At 64.7% G+C, this 22,858-nt stretch carries 22 protein-coding genes and 1 tRNA gene; 12 read left to right on the plus strand and 11 right to left on the minus strand.

Annotation, left to right across the window (positions count from 1 at the left end):
* Window positions 1–105 precede the first annotated feature (105 nt).
* A complete protein-coding gene (locus E8Q41_RS15505; protein ID WP_137156459.1) occupies window positions 106–426 on the plus strand; it encodes a multidrug efflux SMR transporter in 321 nt (106 codons plus the stop codon).
* Between the two features lie 4 nt (window positions 427–430).
* Here the strand turns inward: E8Q41_RS15505 and E8Q41_RS15510 are convergent, their stop codons facing one another.
* Window positions 431–961, minus strand: coding sequence for a hypothetical protein (locus E8Q41_RS15510; protein WP_170976505.1), 531 nt, complete (start codon window positions 959–961; stop codon window positions 431–433).
* Window positions 942–1,172: a hypothetical protein gene (locus tag E8Q41_RS25605; RefSeq protein WP_170976506.1), complete on the minus strand. Its 231-nt coding sequence runs from the start codon at window positions 1,170–1,172 to the stop codon at window positions 942–944. The genes E8Q41_RS15510 and E8Q41_RS25605 overlap by 20 nt, the downstream gene beginning before the upstream one ends.
* Window positions 1,173–1,196: 24 nt before the next feature.
* Between E8Q41_RS25605 and E8Q41_RS15515 the strand changes: the two genes are divergently transcribed.
* Entirely contained in the window at window positions 1,197–2,027 is an 831-nt protein-coding gene (locus tag E8Q41_RS15515) for an alpha/beta hydrolase (RefSeq protein WP_137156461.1), read from the plus strand.
* A gap of 3 nt (window positions 2,028–2,030) precedes the next feature.
* Here E8Q41_RS15515 and E8Q41_RS15520 read toward each other — a convergent pair whose 3' ends face one another.
* Entirely contained in the window at window positions 2,031–2,303 is a 273-nt protein-coding gene (locus E8Q41_RS15520) for a DUF6074 family protein (protein ID WP_137156462.1), read from the minus strand.
* Between the two features lie 108 nt (window positions 2,304–2,411).
* Window positions 2,412–3,311, minus strand: coding sequence for a LysR family transcriptional regulator (locus E8Q41_RS15525; RefSeq protein WP_137156463.1), 900 nt, complete (start codon window positions 3,309–3,311; stop codon window positions 2,412–2,414).
* A 118-nt stretch (window positions 3,312–3,429) separates the two neighbouring features.
* Between E8Q41_RS15525 and E8Q41_RS15530 the strand changes: the two genes are divergently transcribed.
* The 4 genes from E8Q41_RS15530 (at window position 3,430) to E8Q41_RS15545 (ending at window position 5,718) form a co-directional block, all read left to right on the plus strand.
* On the plus strand, window positions 3,430–3,981 hold the full coding sequence (locus E8Q41_RS15530; protein WP_137156464.1) for a peroxidase-related enzyme: 552 nt from the start codon (window positions 3,430–3,432) through the stop codon (window positions 3,979–3,981).
* 73 nt (window positions 3,982–4,054) lie between these two features.
* Window positions 4,055–4,675: a pyridoxamine 5'-phosphate oxidase family protein gene (locus E8Q41_RS15535; protein ID WP_137156465.1), complete on the plus strand. Its 621-nt coding sequence runs from the start codon at window positions 4,055–4,057 to the stop codon at window positions 4,673–4,675.
* Window positions 4,672–5,136: a nuclear transport factor 2 family protein gene (locus E8Q41_RS15540; protein WP_137156466.1), complete on the plus strand. Its 465-nt coding sequence runs from the start codon at window positions 4,672–4,674 to the stop codon at window positions 5,134–5,136. The genes E8Q41_RS15535 and E8Q41_RS15540 overlap by 4 nt, the downstream gene beginning before the upstream one ends.
* Window positions 5,137–5,385: 249 nt before the next feature.
* On the plus strand, window positions 5,386–5,718 hold the full coding sequence (locus E8Q41_RS15545; protein WP_137156467.1) for a hypothetical protein: 333 nt from the start codon (window positions 5,386–5,388) through the stop codon (window positions 5,716–5,718).
* Between the two features lie 479 nt (window positions 5,719–6,197).
* Here the strand turns inward: E8Q41_RS15545 and E8Q41_RS15550 are convergent.
* Window positions 6,198–6,272, minus strand: a tRNA-Gln gene (locus tag E8Q41_RS15550).
* A gap of 352 nt (window positions 6,273–6,624) precedes the next feature.
* Here E8Q41_RS15550 and E8Q41_RS15555 point away from each other — a divergent pair.
* The 4 genes from E8Q41_RS15555 (at window position 6,625) to E8Q41_RS15570 (ending at window position 9,876) form a co-directional block, all read left to right on the plus strand.
* On the plus strand, window positions 6,625–7,185 hold the full coding sequence (locus tag E8Q41_RS15555; RefSeq protein WP_137156468.1) for a type 1 glutamine amidotransferase domain-containing protein: 561 nt from the start codon (window positions 6,625–6,627) through the stop codon (window positions 7,183–7,185).
* Between the two features lie 190 nt (window positions 7,186–7,375).
* Window positions 7,376–7,672: a cupin gene (locus E8Q41_RS15560; protein WP_137156469.1), complete on the plus strand. Its 297-nt coding sequence runs from the start codon at window positions 7,376–7,378 to the stop codon at window positions 7,670–7,672.
* 2 nt (window positions 7,673–7,674) lie between these two features.
* Window positions 7,675–8,583 (plus strand): MBL fold metallo-hydrolase, encoded by a 909-nt coding sequence (locus E8Q41_RS15565; protein WP_137156642.1) that lies wholly within the window; start codon window positions 7,675–7,677, stop codon window positions 8,581–8,583.
* Window positions 8,584–8,649: 66 nt separating this feature from the next.
* Window positions 8,650–9,876, plus strand: coding sequence for a glycosyltransferase family 2 protein (locus E8Q41_RS15570; protein ID WP_137156470.1), 1,227 nt, complete (start codon window positions 8,650–8,652; stop codon window positions 9,874–9,876).
* A 10-nt stretch (window positions 9,877–9,886) separates the two neighbouring features.
* On the opposite strand, the gene E8Q41_RS15575 is transcribed toward E8Q41_RS15570, so the two are convergent.
* Complete coding sequence (locus E8Q41_RS15575) at window positions 9,887–10,780, minus strand: DUF1499 domain-containing protein (RefSeq protein WP_137156471.1); 894 nt, start codon at window positions 10,778–10,780, stop codon at window positions 9,887–9,889.
* Window positions 10,781–10,960: 180 nt separating this feature from the next.
* On the opposite strand from E8Q41_RS15575, the gene E8Q41_RS15580 reads away from it, so the two are divergent.
* The gene (locus tag E8Q41_RS15580; protein WP_137156472.1) at window positions 10,961–11,356 is read left to right on the plus strand and encodes a hypothetical protein; all 396 of its coding nucleotides are present in this window, start codon (window positions 10,961–10,963) and stop codon (window positions 11,354–11,356) included.
* Window positions 11,357–11,431: 75 nt separating this feature from the next.
* Window positions 11,432–12,328: a DMT family transporter gene (locus tag E8Q41_RS15585; RefSeq protein ID WP_137156473.1), complete on the plus strand. Its 897-nt coding sequence runs from the start codon at window positions 11,432–11,434 to the stop codon at window positions 12,326–12,328.
* A 21-nt stretch (window positions 12,329–12,349) separates the two neighbouring features.
* Here E8Q41_RS15585 and E8Q41_RS15590 read toward each other — a convergent pair whose 3' ends face one another.
* From E8Q41_RS15590 to E8Q41_RS15610, 5 genes are all read right to left on the minus strand, one after another.
* Window positions 12,350–14,542, minus strand: a complete 2,193-nt coding sequence (locus E8Q41_RS15590; protein WP_246660208.1) for a methyl-accepting chemotaxis protein — start codon at window positions 14,540–14,542, stop codon at window positions 12,350–12,352.
* A 448-nt stretch (window positions 14,543–14,990) separates the two neighbouring features.
* Window positions 14,991–15,344 carry a type II toxin-antitoxin system HicB family antitoxin gene (locus tag E8Q41_RS15595; RefSeq protein ID WP_137156474.1) on the minus strand — a complete coding sequence of 118 codons (354 nt, stop codon included), beginning with the start codon at window positions 15,342–15,344 and terminating at the stop codon, window positions 14,991–14,993.
* 95 nt (window positions 15,345–15,439) lie between these two features.
* Window positions 15,440–18,112: a pyruvate, phosphate dikinase gene (gene ppdK / locus E8Q41_RS15600; RefSeq protein ID WP_137156475.1), complete on the minus strand. Its 2,673-nt coding sequence runs from the start codon at window positions 18,110–18,112 to the stop codon at window positions 15,440–15,442.
* A gap of 307 nt (window positions 18,113–18,419) precedes the next feature.
* Window positions 18,420–21,875, minus strand: coding sequence for a chromosome segregation SMC family protein (locus E8Q41_RS15605; RefSeq protein ID WP_137156476.1), 3,456 nt, complete (start codon window positions 21,873–21,875; stop codon window positions 18,420–18,422).
* 93 nt (window positions 21,876–21,968) lie between these two features.
* Entirely contained in the window at window positions 21,969–22,748 is a 780-nt protein-coding gene (locus E8Q41_RS15610) for a DsbA family protein (RefSeq protein ID WP_137156477.1), read from the minus strand.
* Window positions 22,749–22,858 lie beyond the last annotated feature (110 nt).

The following is a 22,858-nucleotide window of genomic DNA, read 5'->3' on the forward strand; positions in this document are numbered from 1 at the left end:
CGCAACAGCCTTTTCATACCGCCCGTGGAACGCTATAGGAGGTCGGCGAGGACGACCTCGCTCGATGACGACAGAACGGGACGGCCCGACATAAAGGAGGCCGTCATGGCGTGGCTCTATCTCATCTCGGCTGGACTACTCGAGGTTGTATGGGCCTATTTCCTCAAACAATCCGATGGTTTCACCCGGCCGCTGCCGACGCTGATCACCGTGGTTGCGCTCGGCGCCAGCCTCGGATTGCTGGCGCTGTCGCTGCGCAGCCTGCCGCTCGGACCGGCTTACGCGATCTGGACCGGCATCGGCGCGGTGGGCGCCTATGGCGTGGGCGTCCTGCTGCTCGGCGACGCGTTGACGCCGATGCGGGCCTGCGCGGCGTTGATGATCCTCGGCGGCATCGTGCTGATGAAACTGTCGACCGAGGCGTGAGGCGTCACGGCGAATAGACTGCGAGCGCGGCGATCACCGCGTTCCAGCAGGCCGGCTTGTGGAAAACCGGCCGCTCTCGCTCGGAAACGGGAATTTCGTCCGCGCCATAACCTGTGATGAACACATAGGGGACACCGCGATCGGCCAAGGCTTCGGCGAGCGGGAAGACCGTCTCGTCGTCCAGCCGGATGTCGCGCAGCGCCGCAGACGGCGATGGGCGGCCCTCCAGGAGCGCGAGCGCAAAAACGACGGAGGCAGAGGGGCCGAGCACGTCGGCGCCGCCGTCGCGCAACTGCGCTTCGGCCTCGGCGGCGACGAAATAATCGTCCTCGACCAGCAGGATCGACGCGCCTGCAAGCGGCAGCCGGCCGGCGAATTTCCGCCGGGCGGCGACCAGAGCGAAGGCGGATAGTTTCTCCGGCTCGACCAAGCCCCGCCGGTAGCGGGCGATGACATAGGCCGCGAATTCGCGCTGCATCTCCTCATCGCTCGGAAACCAGCGCTCGGCGCTGATGTCATCGAAAATTTTCTGCAACAGGGCGACGTCCGCAGGCGAAAATACGCCGGCGGTCAAATGCCGAAGAATGCGTTGCATTTGACCAGCTTTCATGACCGCGAAAGAACATAAATGACAAGCGCCTGTCGAAGTTCCATTGCAGCGATAAAGCCGCGCAGGCCGGTTTGCGCGTTGAAGCCTTCGGCGAGAACAGGTTAACTCCGCTCGACAGACCGATCGTATCGGCCATTCAGTTGTAGGAGGAATTCCGCCCATGCCCCATTTCCACGCCAAGGACGGCGCAAGACTGGCCTATGCTGACGAAGGCGACGGCCTGCCGGTGCTGGCGCTGGCGGGCCTGACGCGCGACGGCCGCGATTTCGATTACCTCGCGCCGCATCTGAGCGGCGTCCGGCTGATCCGGCTCGACAGCCGCGGGCGCGGCGGCTCGGACTGGACGGGGCACGCCACCTACACGGTGCCGCAGGAGGCGGCCGATGCGCTGGCGCTTCTCGACCATCTCGGCCTCGACAAAGCGGCGGTGATCGGCAGTTCGCGCGGCGGGCTGATCGGCAAGTTCCTCGCCGCCACCGCCAAGCACCGGCTGACCGGCCTCTGCATGAACGATGTCGGCCCCGTCCTAGAAAAGGCGGGGCTCGACCGCATCGTCGGCTATCTCGGCGTCAGACCTCAGGCGAAGACGCTGAGCGAGATCGCCGCCGCGCTGCCGCTCGCCAATCCCGGCTTCGTCAACGTGCCGGCCTCGCGCTGGCGCGAAGAGGCGGAGCGGCATTTCCGCGAGACGGAGACGGGCGTCGATCTGACCTATGATCCTGAATTGAGACAAAGCTTCGAGACGGCGGTGTCGGGTCCGCCGGTCGATCTCTGGCCGCTGTTCGATGCGCTGAAAGACCTGCCGGTCGCGCTGATCCGGGCTGAGAACTCCGATCTCCTGAGCCGGGACGCCGCCCGGGAGATGCAGGCGCGACGGCCGGACATGATCTATGCCGAAACGGCCGATCGCGCCCATATTCCCTTCCTCGACGAGCCGGAAGCGCTCGCCGCGATCAGGACCTGGCTGGAATGGGTAAAAAAGGCGATGTGAGTGTTATTGCGGCGCCTGCGCGCTCTGGCTCTCGTTCTCGTAGAGACGGGTGAGCATGAAGAAGACGGCGCTCTGGAAATCGGCGACTTCGTGGGAAACTTCGTCCTCATCGACGCCCGCGGCGCGCAATTCGGCGGCCATGCGACGGGCGCGGCTCTTCCACCACGCCTCGGCCTCGCCCGAGGAAAGACGCTTGATGACCTGCGCCGCCTCCTGAACCTCGGAGGCGCGGGCTGCGGCGGGAAACGCGACGATCTGACACGATGAAGCACTCATGTCCCCTTGTGTAGCCGAACATGCCTAATGCGGAGTTAATGAAAACGAGGCGTCCGGGTCGTTATGGAACGGCAGGCGTCTCGCACACCCGCCTTTCTGAGAAGAAGCTCACCCCAGCGCCAGCCGGTTTTTCAGCCGCTGCGTCGCAAAATCCGTAAATGCTCGGAGTTTCAAGGGCATGATCGCCTGTCCCGTGTGCACGAGATGCACGGGAAACGGTTCCGGCTCGAAGTCCCGCAACACCGCAATGAGCCGCCCGTCGGCAATTTCGGCGGCGACCTGATAAGACAAGATGCGAGCGATGCCCGCTCCCGCGAGCGCCGCATTGATCGCCCCATCCGCAGTGTTGATGGCGAAGCGCGGGCGGATCGGCACGGCCACGGTGTCCTGCCCCTTGCGGAATGTCCAGACATCGGTGCTGTTGAGCCGTTCGAAGGCGATGCAGTCATGCGCCGCGAGATGCTCGAGACTGGTCGGCGTCCCGCGTTCGGCGAGATAGGCCGAGCTGGCGCAGACGACCCAGCGCACCGCGCCGAGCCGGGTCGCAACGAGGCTGCTATCCGGAAGCGGGCCGATGCGCACGGCGAGGTCCACGTGATTTTCGACGAGATCGACGACATGGTCGGCCAGAACCATGCGCACATTGATGTCGGGATAGGCCTTGAGAAAATCGAGCACGACGGGCTCGACATGCATGCGCCCGAACATGATCGGCGCGGTGATCAACATGTCGCCGCGCGGCAGGCGGTACTCGCCTGTCGCCGCCCGCTCCGCCTCGTCCAGCTCATCCAGGATGCGCCTGCAGGTTGCGACGAAGGCTTGCCCCGCGTCGGTCAGCAACAGTTTCCGGCTCGTCCGCACCACCAGTTGCGCGCTGAGATGCGCTTCCAGATCGGAAACCCGGCGGCTGACGGTTGGCAAGGGCACCCCGAGCGCGCGCGACGCTGCCGACAGGCTGCCGCCGTCTATTGCGGCGATCAGGGTGCGCATGGCTTCAAAACGGTCCATCGGACATTCCATAAAACGGAAGGATGAGTTGCCAAATCGATGGATACTGCAGTTTGGCGGAATATTCTACCCAATAGGCGCCGGCCGAGAACGGCCCCTCACACAAAGGACACCTACGATGACCCGTATTGCCCTCCCCGCCACAATCGCCGATGCCCCTCAGGCTGCGCAGCCTCTGCTGCAGGCCGTCGAGAAGCAGCTCGGCTCCGTCCCCAATCTCTTCCGCCTCGTGGCCACCAGCCCGCAGGCGCTCGAAGGCTATCTCGGCCTGTCCGGCGCGCTCGGCAAGGGCGTGCTGCCGGCGGCGACGCGCGAGCGCATCGCGCTGGCTGTCGCGGAAGTGAATGGCTGCGATTATTGCCTGTCGGCGCACAGCTATCTCGGCAAGAACCTTGCCCGGCTGGATGACGCGGAGATCGCCGCCAACCGCAAGGGCGGTTCGAACGACGCCAAGGCGGACGCCGCCGTACGCTTTGCAGCCAAAGTGGCGGCGGCGCGGGGCCATATCTCGGACGTCGATTTCGCCGCCGTCAAGAGCGCCGGCTACAGCGACGCGCAGATTATCGAGATCGTCCAGCATGTCGCGCTCAACAGCTGGACCAATTTTGTCAACAACGTCTTCCAGACCGAGATCGACTTCCCCGTCGTCACAAGCAGCGCCGCCGCCTGACCCCGGCGCCCGGGCGCGTCTCGAAATGTCGGCGCGCCCGACGCCCCTCGTCCTCACGCCGAAAGGAAAAGCCATGCCCCCGTCGAGCGACATTGCATTTACGCCCGCCGTCAAGGCGCTTCAGACAGAACACGGGTCACGCCAGACCTATGCGCGGATGGAGGAAATGGGCGGTTTCCAGACCGAAATCACGTCCGGCCTCACCGACTTCCTGTCGAGCGTCGACACCGCCTATCTCGCCACCGCCAGCGCCTCGGGCCAGCCTTACGCCCAGCACCGGGGCGGCCCGAAAGGCTTTATCCGCCATCTCGGCGGCTCAAGGCTGGGCTTCGCCGACTATGCCGGAAACCGGCAATATGTCACCACGGGCAATCTGTCGGAGAACGACAAGGCGTTCCTCTTCCTAATGGACTACGCAAACCGCCGCAGGATCAAGCTCTGGGGACGGGCGCGGGTTGTCGCCGATGATCCGGCGCTGCTCGCCGAACTCATGCCGGAGGGCTATCGCGCCAGACCGGAGCAGGCCATCCTGTTCGACGTCGAGGCCTGGGATGTGAACTGCCCGCAGTATATTCCGCAGAAAATCGACGCCGCCGATGTCGCTGCGGCGCTGAAGCGGCTCGAAAGCCGCATCAGCGAGCTCGAAACCGAAAACGCCTCTTTGAAACATGCGCTCGAAAGGAGCCAGACATGACCCGTCCCCCGCTTCCGCCCTTCACCCGTGACAGCGCCGCAGAGAAAGTCCGATTGGCCGAAGACGCCTGGAACAGCCGCGATCCCCACCGCGTCGCCCCGGCCTACACGCCTCAGAGCCAATGGCGCAATCGCGCCGAATTCATCACCGGACACGAGGCCATCATCGCCTTTCTCAGCCGCAAATGGGCGCGCGAACTGGACTACAGACTGATCAAGGAATTATGGGCGCATGCGGAGGCGCGGATCGCGGTGCGCTTCGCTTATGAATATCGTGACGACAGCGGCCACTGGTTTCGCGCCTATGGCAACGAAAACTGGCAGTTCGACGCCGACGGCCTGATGGAGCGTCGCATCGCCAGCATCAACGAACAGCCGATCGCCGAAACGAACCGGCTGTTTCGCTGGGCGCTCGGCCGGCGACCCGACGATCACCCCGGACTGTCCGACTTGGGTCTGTGAGATCTTGGGCCTGTGAGATGCGGCTATTGTTCTGACGAAGCGTGGGACGCCACGTTCATCTTTCCAGTCACGCCGTATTCGCTTCCCTGAAGGCAAAGAACGAAGCGAGCTTAAACAAGGATCATTTGACTGCTCCAGTCTTGACAGGCCACCCTGTAACGATCAGTTTCTCGCGCAAGCCCGGAAAAAGGTCAGCGGATTGTCCCCTAACCCGATCAGCGTGCGGAAAATCAGGTTCAGGAGTTTGAGATGAAAATACGCGCGTTTTTGGCGATTTGCGCCGTTGTCGGGGCGGCTTCGGCGGCGCAGGCCGATCAGGCTGAAGATTTCAATGCGTTCGTTCAGGTGCTGGCGATCCCGGTCTACGCGCATAGCTGCGGGATCATGATGGACAAGGACGTGATGGACACGATCAACGCCGACGTCGTCAGCAAGATGAACACGGCCGGCGTGTCCGAGGAAAAAGGCGTCGAGATTCAGGGGCAGATGGTCGAACAGTTCAAAGCCAATGCCGATTGCACGGAAGGCTCCGACGACCGAAACAATTTCGAAGCCGCGCTTAAGGCTTACGAGGGGAATTAGTCTCGTTCATCGAACGCGAACCAGAGCCACTTTATGAAAATGTAGAGGCCGCTATACTGTAGCGCTATAGCATTCTTGCGACCAAGCACCTCGGTTATAACAAAGCCGATAAAAACAACGGATGAAATGAACAATCCGTAGGGCCTCGTCGCCTCGAAATATAAACTGGAGGCAAAAAGCAAAAAAATCGTCGCGCGAACAGATATGAGAGCGATGAATTTCATGACTAATCACTATATCACAGATTACTTCGCCACCAATAGAGATCTCATAAAATAAAAAAGCTGATTTAAAAATCACGTTGAAATTATATTTTCAACGAGCGATCAAATCATTTTATGATAATACATTCGCTACCAACGATCCCAAACATTATAGACTTCTCGGAACAATCAATCTTTCGCCCGAAGCCTGTATGAACCTAGGCACCTTCAGAGGCACGAATCCTCGATTACGTCAGCGAATTTAAAAAACACAGTTGGCTGGGGCGCCAGGATTCGAACCTGGGAATGCCGGTACCAAAAACCGGTGCCTTACCGCTTGGCGACGCCCCAACTGAGCCGGCCCATCTGTCGGGGCCGGCGAAGCGAGGCCTGATTAGCAAAGCGCAGGCCGCGCCGCAATCGGGTCCAGCGGATTTTTTCGGGGAGTTTTCCGGGGCGACGCGTGGCGAGGTTTGGAGGGCGCGCGCGGATTTCTCAGCTTTTTGCGGAACGAAGCGGCGTCTGGCGACTTCTTCAAAGGCGAAGCCAAGGATGGCGTCGGCGGGCGTGACGTGCCCCGAGCAATCCTCGAGGCGGTTCCGAATCGGTCTGCCGGCTTTGCAGTTCATGGCGCCGAACAGCGCGCCGGGCGTCGAGATCGACGCCCTCGGATCAGACAGGTTTCAAGGAAAGGAAACAGCCCATGGCTTCGATCAATTCCGCACGCATTCTCATTCTCGCCACCCATGGCTATGAGCGCTCCGAGCTGCGCACGCCGCTCGAACAGCTGAAGGCCCGGGGCGCCGACGTCAAGATCGCCTCGCTCGAGAAGGAGCCGATCAAGAGCTGGGACGACAAGAACTGGGGCGACACCGTCGATGTCGATCTCACGGTTTCGGAAGCCCGTGTCGAGGATTTCGACGCGCTCGTCATTCCCGGCGGCCAGATCAATCCGGATATCCTGCGCGCCGACGAAAAGTCGGTGAGACTGGTGAAAGACTTCGTCGCCTCCGGCAAGGTGGTCGCCGCCGTCTGCCACGGTCCCTGGCTGCTGGTCGAGGCCGATGCGGTCGAAGGCCGTCGCGTGACCTCCTACCAGTCGATCAAGACCGATGTGATCAATGCCGGCGGCCGATGGGAAGACAGCCAGGTCGTCACCGACCAGGGCATCATCACCTCGCGCAATCCCGGCGATCTCGACGCTTTCGTGGCCAAGATCGTCGAGGAAGTCGAGGAAGGCAAGCATCAGCGCCGTGCGGCGTGAGGGAAGAGGCGGTAGGCAGTAGCCAATAGCCAATAGCCAATAGCCAATAGCCAATAGCGACTAGGCCGGCAGGCGATGGGGAGGCAATCTCCATCGCCTGCTTTTTTGTGTGTCTTGCCTCTTGCCTATTGGCTACTGCCTATTGCCTATTGCCTACTTGCTATTCGCCTCATCCCTTCAGGAGCCACAGATGTCGACCTTCAGAGCCCGTCCGCCCGCCGAACCCACCGTGCTGCTCGACGACGCGGTGGTTCGCGTGACGCGCTGGGATTTCGTGCCCGGCGCAGACACCGGCCATCATGTGCACGGCATGGGCTATGTGGTGGTGCCGATGACCGACTGCCATTTCCTGATCGAGGACAAGGACGGCGCCCGCGAGGTCGACGCCGCCAGGGGGCAGGTCTATCGCCGCGAGGCCGGCGTCGAGCACAATGTCGTCAATCGCGGCGACAGTTTCATGAGCTTCATCGAAATCGAGTATAAGTGACGATGGACACGGCGGAATTCGACCGCGCTTTCGAGCCGCGCCACGGCGAAGCCGTGGCTGTCGCGCCCGGCGTCGAGCGGGTGACGGTCAACAATCCCTCGCCCTTCACCTTCCATGGCACCAACAGCTATATCGTCGGCGACAGGTCGGTGGCGGTCGTGGATCCCGGCCCGGAGAACGAAGCGCATTTTCAGGCCTTGATGACGGCGCTCCGGGGCCGCGAGGTCAGCCATATCCTGTGCACGCATACGCATCGCGATCATTCGCCTCTCGCCCGGCGGCTGAAAGAGGCGACCGGGGCGCTGATCGTGGCGGAAGGACCGCATCGGCCGGCGCGGCCGCTGCATGACGGCGAGACCAATCCGTTCGCCGAAAGCTCGGACGTGGATTTCGCGCCCGACATCGCGCTCGGTGATGGCGAGACGATCGAGGGCGACGGATGGCGGCTCAGCGGCGTCCTGACGCCGGGGCATACCGCCAACCACATGGCGTTTGCGCTGGAGAATGAAGGCGTCCTTTTCTCCGGCGATCACGTGATGGCCTGGGCGACCTCCATCGTCGCGCCGCCGGATGGGGCCATGGCCGATTACATGGCCTCGCTCGACCGGCTGCTCATGCGCGACGACCGGATCTATCTGCCCGGCCATGGCGGGCCCGTGCGCGATCCCCTCGCCTTCTGCCGCGGCCTTCGCACCCACCGGCGCATGCGCGAACGGGCGGTGCTGGAGCGCATTCGCGCCGGCGACCGGCTGATCCCCGACATGGTGACGGCGATCTATCGCGACACCGATCCGCGCCTGCATGGGGCGGCGGCGCTGTCGGTGCTCGCCCATATCGAGGATCTCGTCGAAAAGGGCGCCGTCGTCACCGATGGGCCGCCGCTGTTGAGGGGCGCCTATCGCCCCGCCTGACGGCATCAAGGCTCGGGAAAGGCCTGCGGGCTAGACCCGGGCGGAAGACCGGATCCGGAGCCAGGCTTGCCCACGCCCTATTTGTCCATCTGCGTTCCCTCGCGGAACCGGCAGCGCTATTTCAAGGAGTTGATCGCTTCGCTCCTCGCCTCTCCGCGCGCCGATGTGCACTTCGTGTTCGCCGACAATTCCGACGACGCCGGCGAGATGGCGGGGTTTCTGGCGGCAAGGCCCGATCCGCGCGTGACCTTTCTGCCCTCGCAGCCGCGCGTGCTCTCCATGCAGGAAAACTGGGAGCGGGCAGTGGATGCCGCTTCGGGCGACTGGGTCAGCGTCATCGGCGACGACGACCAGATCGACCCCGAACTCGTCGAGGCTTTGAGGCTCGCCGAGGCCCTGAAGCCGGGACTGGACGCCTTCGCCTGGAGCAATCTGCATTACGGCTGGCGGACGGCGGAGACGCCGCGGCGCAATGTGCGGCTGCCGGTCAAGGCGACGTTTCACGACATGCCCGCCTGGTTCGTGCGTCGGCGCGCCTTTGGCTGGGCCGACGCTTCGGCCACCATCGTCAGCGGCTTTTCGATCTATCACGCGGCGCTGTCGCGGCGGCTGCTGCGGCGCATCCGCAAACGGTTCGGCGACGTCTGGTTCGGCCATCCGATCGTCGATTACGACGCGGCGCTGAAAACGGCGGCCGAAGGCGAGGCCTTTGTCTATTGCACGCGGCCCTTCTCCACTTTCGGCGCCTGTCCCGAGGCCAATTCGGCGGCGCTCTACGATCTCAAACGGCTGCGCGAGGCGCATGACCGCTTCGACCGCGAGACCGGTCGCGAGACCGACCGCGACCCCTGGCTCGCCGACTTTCCCTTTCCCACCACGCTCGGCCTGCCGGCGGCGGTGGGCCAGGTGCAGATGTGGCTTGTCCATACGCATGGCGTGGCGATGGAGCCGGGCTGGGAGGCCAATTTCGCCCGCGCCTCAGCCGCCTATTGCCGGGGCTTTACCGACAAGGCGGATTTCGAGACGATTTCGACGGAATTGCGCAAGGTGTTTTCGCGCTGGCGCGGCGGCGCCTTCGCCTCCGCCTTCCAGCCGGAGTTCCAGCCGCCGCTCAAGGGTGACATCTTCACCGGGTTGAGCGGCGACGGGCTCTATGTGGCGGACGATATCGGCGGCGCGAGGTCGCCGACGGAGTTCTACGCAGTAATGAACGGTCTGCTCGAACGTCCCGCGGAACTGAAGCCGGAACTGCGTTCGGCCGGCAAGGAATTCGCGCTTCTCAACGCGCTCTGACACGTGCGCGTCAGCCGCCGGCGAGGCCGAGCAGCGCGGCGTCGAGCGCCTTGAGATAGGCGGCGATCAGCGCGGCGCCGCCGCCGAGATCGTGGCGGCCGTAACGGGCGGCGACGCGGACATCGACCAGCGTCGTCTCTTCTTCCTCATGCAGTCGGATGACGATGTCCTGGCGGAAGCCGAACACGAGGGTGCGATGGGCGCCCTGGATGAAGGCGTCCTGCGGCTGGGCGGCGGCGAGGAAGGCCTCGATGTCGGGCCGAGGCTCCGGCACGGGCACGACATCGGGAGCGTCGGCGGCGGGCCCGCTGGTCTGGCCCGAGGGCAAGGCCCGGAGGTCGTCGCTCGGCCCGCCTCTTTCGGCGGTGATCCGGACGCCCATATCGAGCGCCACCTGCCGGGCGGCGGCATAGACGCGGTCGAGGCCGCCCTCGTAGCGCCGGCCGGTGAGGCCCGGATAGGCCGCCTGCTGCAGCAGCCGGTCCGCTTCGCCCGGCGGCAGGCGCGGCCCGAGCCAGGATTGATCGACCTTGCTTTCTTCCAGCCATTGCGGCGGCCGCGCCAGATCGGTGGCGACGTCATAGATCGGCGGCGTTTCCAGATAGTCCCGCGCCATCCAGCCGGTTGCGCCCAAGATGGGCAGCGACACGAGAATGGCCTGGGCCGAGGCCGCCCCGCCCCGCGCGCCATAGCGCCAGAGCATGGAGAGGCCGACACAGGCCATCAGCGTCGCCACCACTGTGACGGCGGCGGCGACAGCGGCAACGGCCAGAAACAGCGGCGTCTCGAAACTGCCGAACCGGTGCAGCACCGACGCGACGACGAAAAACAGCAGGGAATAGAGGGCGAGACGGCGAGACGAATAGGCCGATTGGGAAACAGGGCGTTCATACCGGACCGGCATTCGGGCTCCTCGACAGCAATGTGCAAGCCGACATTTCAGACCTCCGACATAGGCCGTTTCACGCAACGGAGCAATGGCGACGCCCAAGCGCTCCCCATGTTCTGGCGGGGCGCCGCCTCAAATCCGCCCAGCTTTGCCGGGAGTGTGGCGAATGGCGGGGACGACGAACAGGAGATCATCATGCAAACCTCTTCCCAGGCCGCCCTGCCGGCGCCCTTGTCGATCAATGGTCCGAGCTCGCGGACGCCCGAACCGATCGAATTCACCGAACTCTCGCTGACCGTCGACCTCCTGCTCGAAAGCCATCCGGTGTTCGCAGACGCGGTCAAGGCGGCGCTCTTGCCGCTCGATGGGGAATTCCTGTTCGATCTGCCGCATGCGGGCAAGCCCGGCGGCAAGGGCCGCGTGGCTGCGGTGCGCATCCGCTATGCCGGCTCCTACGAGGCCAAGCTCGCCTTCGTCTTTCTCTCCGACGACGCCATGGACGCCCGCGTCGCGCCGCCCGACAGCGAACTCGCGCATCTCAAGAGCTTCGCTGAGAGTTTCGTCGGCGTTCTGGAGAAATTCGCCGACTGATCCGCGCTTGCGCCCCGGGCTGCGTCGCGATAGAGGCTGGCCATTCCCGCCCTCTCGCGCCAGAAGCGATGCCCGATGACCTCGATTTCCGCTGATCCCAACCGCCGCCGCGCGGATTTTTCCATCGGCCTCACCGCCATGATCGCCGCGGCGCTCGCCATGAGCATTTCGCCGAGCCTGGTGCGCTTTGCCGATGTCGGGCCGCTCGCCAGCGCCTTCTGGCGCGTCTTCCTGGCGCTGCCGGTGCTCTATGCCTGGATGAAGGCCGAGGAAAGAAGCGCTCCGGGCGGCAAAGGCAAGAGCTGGTCGCTGCCGATCCTGCTGTCGGGCCTGGCTTTCGCCGGCGATCTCCTGATGTGGCATCTCGCCATCATGAAGACCACCATCGCCAACGCCACCTTCTTCGCCACGATGGCGCCGCTCTGGGTGGTGATCTTCGGCTGGCTGCTGTTCCGCCACCGGGCGGAGAAGACGACGCTGATCGGGCTGGCGCTCTGCCTGTTCGGCGGCGGGGCGCTGGTCTATCAGAGCCTGTCGATCAATCCCGCCCATATGCTGGGCGATGCGCTGGGCATCGGCACCGGCGTGTTTTTCGGCCTCTATTTCCTCGCCGTCGGCGCGGCCCGCAAAGGGTCCGGCGCGGCGCGGGTGACGTTCGAGATGAGCATCGTCACCATCGTGGTGCTGCTCGCCGCGGCGCTTGTTATCGAAGGCGACATTCTTCCGAAGACCGGCTTCGGCTGGGGCGTGCTGTTGGCGCTCGCCTTTGTGAGCCATGCCGGCGGCCAGGGATTGCTATCGGTGGCGCTGGGGCGTCTGCCGACCGTGTTTTCCTCGCTGGTGATCCTGCTCGAAGCCGTGGTGGCGGCGGGCTTCGCCTGGCTGTTGCAGGGCGAGCCGGTCTCGCCGCTGCAAGCGGTGGGCGGCGCGATCATCCTCGCCGGCATCTGGGTGGCGCGTCCGCGAGGATAACGCCCTGCCATTCGGCTCCGCTCAGGCCGCCAGTCTTGCGGCTGCGGCGCCCTCTTCCACCTGGAAATGGGCGAGAAGTTCGCTCAGACGGGCGCTTTCGAGCGCAAGCGCCGTGCCCGCCTCACGCATCTGCTCGACCATGGCGGCGTTCTGCTGCGTGCCCTGATCCATGTGATTGACCGCCTCATTGACTTCCGACACGCCGGTCGACTGTTCCCGCGACGCAACCGCGATCGCTTCCATATGGCCATTGGCGGAGATGACGAGATCGGCGATTTCTGCCAGGCAGCCGCCGGTGTCGCCCACCAGCTTGACGCCTTCCTCGACCGCAGACGCCGACTGCGCGACGAGCGCGCGGATTTCGCGCGCGGCTTCCGATGAACGCTGGGCGAGGCCGCGCACTTCCTGGGCGACGACGGCGAAGCCCTTGCCGGCATCGCCCGCCCGCGCCGCCTCGACGCCGGCGTTCAGCGCCAGCAGATTGGTCTGGAAGGAGATGTCGCCGATCACGTCGATGATCTGGCCGATCTGCTGCGAGGAGTTTTCGATGCGCTCCATGGCGCGGATCGTGTCGTCGACGACCTTGCAGGACTGATCGGCCTTGGCGCGCGCGCCATGCACGGTGCCGCGAGCCTCGCCGGTGCGCTCGGCCGTGGATTTGACATTGGCGGTGATCTCTTCGAGCGCGGCTGCGGTTTCTTCGAGCGAGGCGGCCTGCTGTTCGGTGCGACGGGCGAGATCGTCGGACGCAGCCGACACTTCGCGCGCGCCGCGGGTGACGATGCCGACAGACGTTGCGACATTCGCGAGCACGCCGCGCAACTGCCGGACCGAACTGTTGAAATCCTGCCGCAGGGGTTCGAGCTGCGACGAAAACGGCGTGGCGATCTCGCAGAGCATGTCGCCCGACGACAGGCGTCGCAAACCGTGGCCGAGCGCCGCCGTCGCCTGGTTCAGCCGCTCCTCCGCCTGCGCTTCGGCGAGGCGCTGGAGGTCGAGCCGCTCCCTCTCGGCGCGTTCGCGGCTCGCCGCAGCGTCCTCTTCGAGGTCGCGATTGCGGATGGCGGCCTTGCGGAAAACTTCGACCGAGCGCGCCATGCCGCCGATCTCGTCGCGTCTGCCCACGAAGGGAACGGTGATGGCGAAATCGCTGTCGGCGAGGCGGCGCATGACGGCGGTGATCTGTTCGATGGGCCGCACGAACCGGGTCGCGGCGACGAAGGCGGCGACCAGCGCGACCGCCAGAATGCCGAAGGCGATCAGCAGCATCTGATTGCGGGCCGAGGTAGCCCCTTCCACCATGGCGCTTTCCGGCGCGGAGAGAACGAGAAGCCAGGTTTCCTTGACGCCCGGAAACACCACGGGGATGGCGGCCTGATAAAGGCCATTGTCGAGCACGCGTTCGGCGAGGCCGTTCCGCCGGGCGACCTCGCCCAACTGGACCACGGAGGGATCGTCGGCCTTCTTGCCCAGAAGCGCTTTGTCGGGATTGGCGAGCCACTGGCCGCTGCCATCGATCAGCGACACCGCGCCTGTTTCGAAGGGCTTCAGCGCGCCGATCATCGAGGAAATATGGGCGAGCGCGAAATCGACGCCGGTCGCGCCGATGACTTTGCCGTCGCGCTTGATCGGAGTGGCGACAGTGGTCAGCAACGTGTCGACCCCGCCGACATTGTCGCTGTAGGACGGGGTCAGCAGCGTGCGGGCGGCGTCACGCGGGCCGACATACCAGACCTGGGCCGCCGGATCGGTCATGTCAAGCTTTTCGACGGCGATGTCATGCTTGTCGTCGCGATAGACATAGGTGGCGAAGCGGCCGCTATTGGCTTCCGCATAGGGGTGGCCGACGAAATCCGCGTCGCGACCGTCCAGCGCATCGGGCTCGAACACGAGCGTGATGCCGAGGAGATCGGGATTGTCGTTCACCAGGCCCGTCACCACGCCGCCGAGATCGTCGCGGCTCTTCGTCTTGGACGCGGCGAGCGCTTGCGCCGTGGTCGCCAATTGTTTGGCCAGCCCTGCAGCGCGGATGATGTCGCCTCGAATGGCGTTGGCGTATTCCCGCAACAAGCCCTGCGCGGCGGCGGCCGCGTCGGCCCGGCTCGACGCCGCCATCAACGCGGAACCAGTCAACGTGACCGCGACGAGACCGACGGTGAAGCCGACCGCCGTGAGAATGAGCAGGCGGCTGCGCAGGGAATGGAACAGGGTCATGAAATCTACCAGGGGAAACGCCGGACGTCAGACGAACTTCGGGCCGGCAAGGGATAATGAAAAAGGGATTTGGCGTATGGGGCGGATCAGAAAATCAGCAATGCGACGACATCAGGCGACTCCAGGGGATGCCGAGGGTAGACGCCCTTCGCATCCATCACACACCGCCCGGCGTCATCCCGAGCGCGCAACGACCGTCACAAGCGTTAACGCGTCACGCTAACACTTTGAGGTTAAAGCGGTTAATTTTCCGGAAAAATGCGGGCGGGTCGGAGATTTTCTGAATCATCGGCTGGGAACGCCGGACGCCCAAGACGTCGCTTAACACGTCAGCCGTGTGCTGATCGAGAGCGATCCCGACGGAATGGCGCGCGCTGGAGAATCTGCACTCGTGACGTTTCGCGCGGCCTACCTTCGGCGAGGAGCGCACGCGACGCCGGATCTGAGTTTATGCCACCGCGCTGACATCGGCAGTCGGTTTTTCAATCTTCTCCTCCACCGCCGTCTGAATCCATCCGTTCAAGGACAGACCGTTCTCAGCCGCTCGCATCGCCGCCTTTCGATGAAGCTCCGGCGGTATGCGGACATTGAAACTTCCCTTGAAGGGCTTGGACGGCTCGCGGCCAGCCTTGGCGCAATCGGCCAGATAGGCTTCCACCAGATCATCGAACACTTTCGGCGCATCGCTGGCGGCGTCGCATTCGCCGATCAGGAGGTCGTCAAGATGCAGGATCTTGACGAACAGCGTCCCGTCGTCGAATTCGACCGAGGCCTGATATTCCTTGTAGCTCAAAGTGTTCACAGCATGCCTCTTTCCAGGAGGATGGCGCGGATCTTTCGCAGGAGTGCAGTCATCCTGTCGTGAGCTTGCAGTGTAGCCTCAAATTTCAGTCGCGCCTACCGCTTCTTCCCGTTCCTGATCGTCGCCTGCGCCGCCGCAAGCTTGGCGATCGGCACGCGGAAGGGGGAGCAGGAGACGTAGTCCAGGCCCCATTGCTCGCAGAAATTGATCGAGACGGGGTCGCCGCCATGTTCGCCGCAGATGCCGAGTTTCAGGCCCGGTCGGGTGCGGCGGCCGCGTTCGGCGGCGATCTGGATCAGTTCGCCGACGCCGTCGAAATCCAGATTGACGAAGGGGTCGCGCTCGATGATGCCCTTCTGCATATAGGTCGGCAAAAAGGAAGAGGCGTCGTCGCGCGACATGCCGAAGGTGGTCTGGGTCAGGTCGTTGGTGCCGTAGGAGAAGAACTCCGCCACCTCCGCGATGACATGGGCGCGGAGTGCAGCGCGCGGCAATTCGATCATCGTGCCGACGAGATAGGCGATTTTGAGGCCGCTTTCGGCGATCACCGAGCGGGCCACCTCGTCGATGCGGGCCTTGACGTAATCGAGCTCCGATTTCAGCCCCACCACGGGGACCATGATCTCGGGCTCGACGGCTTCGCCGGTCTTACGGGCGGCCTCGACGGCGGCCTCGAAAATGGCGCGGGCCTGCATTTCGACGATTTCCGGATGCGAGATGTGCAGCCGGCAGCCGCGATGGCCGAGCATGGGATTGAATTCGTGCAGCGCCTCGATGCGCTCGCGGAAATGGATCGGCTCCATGCCGAGCGTGGCTGCGACTTCGTCGATCTCCTCCTCGCTTTTCGGCAGGAATTCATGCAGTGGCGGATCGAGCAGGCGGATGGTGACCGGCAGACCATGCATGATCTCGAACAGCTCGACGAAATCGGCCTTCTGCATCGGCAGAAGCTTGTTGAGCGCGGCGCGGCGCTTGTCGACCGTCTCGGCGATGATCATTTCGCGCATGGCGGCGATGCGGTCGCCTTCGAAGAACATGTGCTCGGTGCGGCAGAGACCGATGCCTTCGGCGCCGAAGGCGCGGGCAGCCCGGGCGTCGGCGGGCGTCTCCGCGTTGGTGCGCACCCGCATACGCCTGATACGATCGGCCCATGCCATGATGCGCTCGAAATCGCCGGAGAGTTCCGGCTGCAGCATGGGCTGATAGCCCTTGAGCACATGGCCCGAGGAGCCGTCGATGGAGATGATATCGCCTTCGCGGAGCTTGACGCCGGGCGCGATCAGCTCGCGATTGCGCATATCGACACGCAACGAACCAACGCCGCAGACGCAGGGCAGGCCCATGCCGCGCGCCACCACCGCCGCATGGCTGGTCATGCCGCCGCGGGTGGTGAGAATGCCCTGGGCGGCATGCATGCCGTGAATATCCTCGGGGCTGGTTTCGGTGCGCACCAGGATGACCTTGCGGCCTTCCTTCTCGGCGGCGACCGCGCCTTCGGAGGTGAAGACGATTTCGCCGGAGGCCGCGCCCGGCGAGGCCGGCAGGCCCGAGCCGATGACGTCGCGGCGAGCGGCAGGATCGATGGTCGGATGGAGAAGCTGATCGAGGCTGGCGGGATCGATGCGGTCGACCGCGTCTTCGGCGGAGATCAGCCCCTCCTCCACCATATCGACGGCGATCTTCAGCGCGGCCTTGGCCGTGCGCTTGCCCGAGCGGACCTGCAGCATCCACAATTTGCCGCGCTCGATGGTGAATTCGAGATCGAGCATGTCGCGGTAATGCGCTTCCAGCCGGTGGCAGACCGAGACGAAGTCGCGATAGGCCTCCGGCATCAGCTTTTCGAGCGACGGCTTTTCCGAGCCGGTGTCGATGCGGGATTTTTCGGTGATCGATTGCGGCGTGCGGATGCCCGCCACCACATCCTCTCCCTGGGCATTGACCAGGAATTCGCCATACAGCGCGTTCTCGCCGGTGGAAGGATTGCGGGTGAAGGCGACGCCGGTGGCCGAGGAATTGCCGAGATTGCCGAACACCATGGCCTGGATATTGACGGCCGTGCCCCAATCGGAAGGAATATTGTGCATCAGCCGGTAGGTGATGGCGCGCGGATTCATCCAGCTCGAAAAGATCGCGCCGATCGCGCCCCAGAGCTGGGCCATCGGATCTTCCGGAAAGCTTTCGCCGAGTTCCTCGTCCATCATCTCCTTGTAGCGGGCGACCACGCCGCGCCATTCCGGGGCCGTGACGTCGGTGTCGAGCGCGCGGCCGAGCCGGGCCTTTTCGTCTTCGAGGATCTCTTCGAAAATGTCGTGCCCCAGCCCCAGGACGACGCCGCCATACATTTCGATGAAGCGGCGATAGCTGTCCCAGGCGAAGCGCGGATCGCCGGAGTCCTCGGCCAGCGCCTCGACGGTTTCATCATTGAGGCCGAGATTGAGCACGGTGTCCATCATGCCCGGCATGGAGACGCGGCTGCCGGAACGCACGGCGAGCAAGAGCGGGCGCTTGGCGGCGGCGAACTTACGGTCCGTCAGTCGCTCGACGACCTGCAAGCCTTCGACCACTGCGGCCTTGAGGCCATCAGGAAAAGCGCGTCCGTTGGAATAGTAAAAGGCGCAGGCTTCCGACACGATCGTCAGCCCCGGCGGCACAGGCAGGCCGATGGCGCTCATCTCCGCGAGATTGGCGCCCTTGCCGCCGAGTTTCTCCACCATGTCGGCGCGGCCATCGGCACGGCCGCCGCCAAACGCATAGACCCATCTGGTCATTCCGACCCCTCCCGGCGGAATTCACAATCTTGTTATGGTGATAGCTATCTCATTCGAACCGCTTTGGAAATGGGGGCGGAGGAGATTGCTGCTGCAACGCAGCATGCGGTGACGCGGCTTTGCGACGGGGGATAGCGGTGTCGCCCCTCATCCCCCTGACGGGACCTTCTCTCCGCAGGCGGGGAGAAGGCGGATGCGGCACGGACGACGCTCCATCATTCTTTGCCCCGCAGGCGCGGGGAGAAGATGGCGACAGCCGGATGAGGGGCCGTGCACGCCGTCACCCGCAAAAGCGTCAGGTTTCGGCTCACGCCACATCCACCAGCCGTTCGGCCGTCTGCAAGTCGACGCTGACCAACTGGCTGACGCCCTGTTCGGCCATGGTGACGCCGTAGAGGCGGTTCATGCGGGCCATGGTGATGGGATTGTGGGTGATGACCAGGAAGCGGGTCTTGGTGGTCTTGGTCATCTCGTCGAGCAGGTTGCAATAGCGCTCGACATTGTGGTCGTCGAGGGGCGCGTCGACTTCGTCCAGCACGCAGATCGGCGCCGGATTGGTGAGGAAGACCGCGAAGATCAGCGCCATCGCCGTCAGAGCCTGTTCGCCGCCCGACAGAAGCGTCATGGTCTGCGGCTTCTTGCCCGGCGGTCGCGCCAGGATTTCGAGGCCGGCTTCGAGCGGATCGTCGCTTTCGATCAGCTGCAATTCCGCCTCGCCGCCATTGAAGAGATGGGTGAAGAGCCGCTTGAACTGCTGATTGACCGCGTCGAAGGCCACCATCAGCCGGTCGCGGCCCTCGCGATTGAGGTTCTGGATCGCCGAGCGCAATTTGCGGATGGCGTCGATGACGTCGTCGCGTTCGCGGATCAGGTTGGTGAGCTTTTCGGTCAGTTCGGCCTGTTCTTCCTCGGCGCGCAGATTGACGGCGCCCAGCCGCTCGCGCTCCATCTTCAGCCGCTCGACCTCGATTTCGATGCCGCGGATCTCGGGCAGCTTGTCGCCGCTCGCAAGCCCGGTCAGCCGGAAGACCTCATGCGGGGCGACGTTCAGCGTTTCGCGGATGCGGGTCTCCTGCGCGATCCGCATCTCGCGGGTCGACAGCAGTCGTTCCTCGGCGCGGCCGCGCTTTTCGCGCGCTTCGGCGAGGGCCGCGAGCGCCTGGCTTGCGGCGCGGTCGGCGTCGCGTTCGCGGTTTTCCTGCGCCTGAAGCTGATCGGCGGCGGCCTTGCGCGCGCCTTCGGCCTTCTGCAATTCGCTGAGCAGCGCCCGCCGGCGATCCTCGAATTCCTCGGGCGCCTGCAAGAGATCCTCGAGCTCGATCCGCGCCTCCTCTTCGCGCGTCTCCAGCGTCTCGATCTGGGCGGCGGCGCTCTGTTCGCGGTCGCGCCACAGGCGGCGCTCGCCTGATATGGCAGTCAGACGGCGGGCGCGGGCCTCGTTGTCGCGGGCTTCGCCGTCATGGGCGGCGCGGGCCTCCGCGAGCCGGGCGCGATGTTCGGCAACGAGGGCGGTCTGTTCGCGGAGCGCGAGATCGAGCGCGGAAAGGTCAGGCGTTTCGGCGAGCGTCAGTCGCGCCTCTTCCTCCTGGACGGCGAGATCCTCGATCTGGGTCTCGTAGCCGGCGATCTGTTCGGCGCCGAGATCGCGGAGGCGGGCGAGATCGGCGCTGGCCTTTTCCGCCGCCATCAGCGCATCCCGGGCCTCGGTCAGCTTACGGGCGAGAAGGCGAGCCATGTCGCGGGCCTGCTGCAGGCGTGTTTCGGCCGTTTGCAAAGCCTCGCGCGCCGCCTCATGCGCCGCCTCGCAATCGTCCAGCCGGAAGCGGGCTTCCTCGATTTCGTTCTCGATGGCAGCGAGCCGGTTCTTCTGGGTCAGGCGCAGCGCCGCCGCACTCGGCGCGCCGGCTTCCGTCACATGCCCGTCCCAGCGCCAGAGCGCGCCCGAGCGCGAGACCAGCCGCTGGCCGGCGGCGAGCGACGGCATCAGCCTGGGGCCATCGGCATCGGACACGACGCCGATCTGGGCGAGGCGACGGGCGAGTTCCGCCGGCGCAGTGACATGCCGCGACAAGGGCTCGACGCCGGGGGGAAGTATTGGATCGCCCTGGCCGGGATTGAGCCGCCAGTATTTGGCCGCTGCCGCATCGAGCGGGGAATCGAGATCGTCGCCGAGGGCTGCACCCAGCGCAGTTTCCCAGCCCGAGGCGGCTTCGATCAGTTCGGACACTGGCGTGGCGGCGCTTTCGCCGCCGGCGGCCAGCATCTTGCGGATGGTGCGCGCCTCGGTCTCCAGCATTTGCAGCGCCGAGCGCGCCTCTTCGAGCGGCCGGCGGCTGGCGCTTTCCTGCAGACGCGCGTCGGCGAGACGTTTCTCAGCCGTCACAGCCGCCTGCTCGCCATCCTCATGGGCGATTTCCGCCGCCTCGAGCGCCTCGCGCTTTTCATCGGGATCGGGGAGTGCGGCGAGTTTGGCTTCGATGGTTTCGAGATCGCGTCGGGCGTCCGCCGCCTGACGTTCGAGCCTCAGACGGCGCTGGGCGATATCGGCGAGGAATCGCTCGGTCTGCTGGCGGCCGGCGGCGGCCTCGGCGCGTTCGGCGGTCAGCGCCTGCATGCGCCGCTCGGCGTCGGCGACGTTTTCCGCAGCTTCCGCCAACTGCTCTTTCAGCTCCTGGGCGCGGATCGCAGCGTCCTCGGCATGAGCCCGCAACTCTTCTTCTTCCTCGTCGAGACGACCGAGGATTTCGGCATTGCCGGCGATCATCTGCTTTTCGCGGGCGATGTCTGCGGAAAGCTGGGCGATGCGGCGTTCGAGCTCCTGCCGGCGCTGGTCGAGCCGGCGGAAATCCTCGTCGAGCTGGCTGCGGGCGATGGTGAGACGCTGCAGCGCCGCCGCCGCCTGCGCTTCGGCCTCACGCAGTTCCGGCATGCGCAGACCTTCGATCGCATGGGTCTTGGCCGCTTCCATCTGCGCCTGCGCGCGTTCGGCGACCAGATTGGTGGTCTGGTTGAGCTGGCTATCGGCCTCGGCCTCCGCCGCCTTGGCTTCGGCCCAGCGGATATGCAGGAGCTTGGCCTCTTCGGCGCGGATCGAGGCCGAGAGCTGCTTGAAGCGATTGGCCTGGCGCGCCTGGCGCTTGAGGCTTTCGATCTGGCTGGTCAGCTGGGCGGTCACATCCTCCAGCCGTTCGAGATTGGTCTCGGCGGCCTTGAGCCTGAGTTCGGCCTCGTGGCGGCGCGAATGCAGGCCGGAAATGCCGGCCGCCTCTTCGAGCAATTGCCGGCGCGCCTGGGGTTTCGCCTGGATGAGTTCGCCGATACGGCCCTGGCCGACCATGGCGGGTGAACGCGCGCCGGTCGAGGCGTCGGCGAACAAAAGCTGCACGTCGCGGGCGCGGGCTTCCTTGCCGTTGATGCGGTAGACCGAGCCCTGTTCGCGCTCGATGCGGCGGCTGACCTGCAATTCGTCGGCGTCGTTGAAGGCGGCCGGCGCGGTGCGATCTGTATTGTCGATGAACAGGCCGACTTCGGCGGAGTTGCGCGCTGGGCGCTGGCCGGACCCCGAGAAGATCACGTCGTCCATGCCCGAAGCGCGCATGTTCTTATAGGAGTTCTCGCCCATCACCCAGCGGAGAGATTCCACCAGATTGGACTTGCCGCAGCCATTGGGCCCGACAACGCCGGTGAGCCCCGGCTCGATGAGAAACTCCGAAGGCTCGACGAAGGATTTGAAGCCGGTGATGCGCAGCTTGGTGAATTTCATCGCGCGGTCCCCAGCGCCGACGACAGGACGCCAAACGCCGAAACGGGCGGCAGCGCGAAGCTGTCGCCCGTTTCGATGAACGGTCGTGTCTGGTTATTCAGCGGCGTCAATGAGAGCCGACATTTCCGCAACGCTCATTTCCCCGGCGTAACGCTTGCCATTGATGAAGAAGGTCGGGGTGGAATCCACGCCGAAATCCTTGGACGCCTTTTCGCGCGTGGCGTTCACTTCATCCAGAAGTTTCTGGTTCGTCAAGCAGGCTTCGAAGCTCTGCTCGGAGAAACCGGCGAGTTTCGCCATCTGCAGGAGCGCCGCGCGGCCGTCTTCGGCGGTCGCCCAGGTCATCTGGCTCTTGAACAGCGCCGACACCATCGGGAAATACTGTTCCTTCGGCGCGCAGCGCGCCAGCATGATGGCGGCGGCGGCGCGGTTGTCGAGCGGGAATTCGCGCAGCACGAAGCGCGCCTTGCCGCTGTCGATATATTTCTGCTTGATCTCTTCGAAGACCGAATTGTGGAAGCGGGCGCAATGCGGGCAGGTCATCGACATATATTCGACGATCGTCACCTTGGCGTCGTCCTTGCCGAGCGACACATCCGGCAGCGGACCGGGCGCCATCAGCGCGGCGACATCGACTTCGCCTTCGGGCTGGGGCAGTTCGACCGGCGTCGTGGACGCCGTGGTTTCCGTGCTCACGGCGGGCGTCGCCGGGGTCGTCGCGGCGGGCTGAGACTGCGCGGTCTCCGTCTTGGCGGCAGGCGCGGCCGTCTCGGCCTTCTTCTCGTCGCTGCAGGCGGCGAGCGCCAGGCTCACGGCGGTCAGAAGCGCGACGGACATCAAGCGCGGCGACGCGCTCTTGAACAGGTAGGACATGAGTGCTCCTCGAAAAGGCCAATGTGGTATTGTCGATATACCGCAGCCTCTTACGCCGCAAGTATGACGGAGGGTCCGGCGTTCAAACAAATGTGAGGCGCGGAATAGCC

This window comes from Rhizobium sp. FKL33, from assembly GCF_005222915.1.
GTDB lineage: Bacteria > Pseudomonadota > Alphaproteobacteria > Rhizobiales > Rhizobiaceae > Rhizobium_E.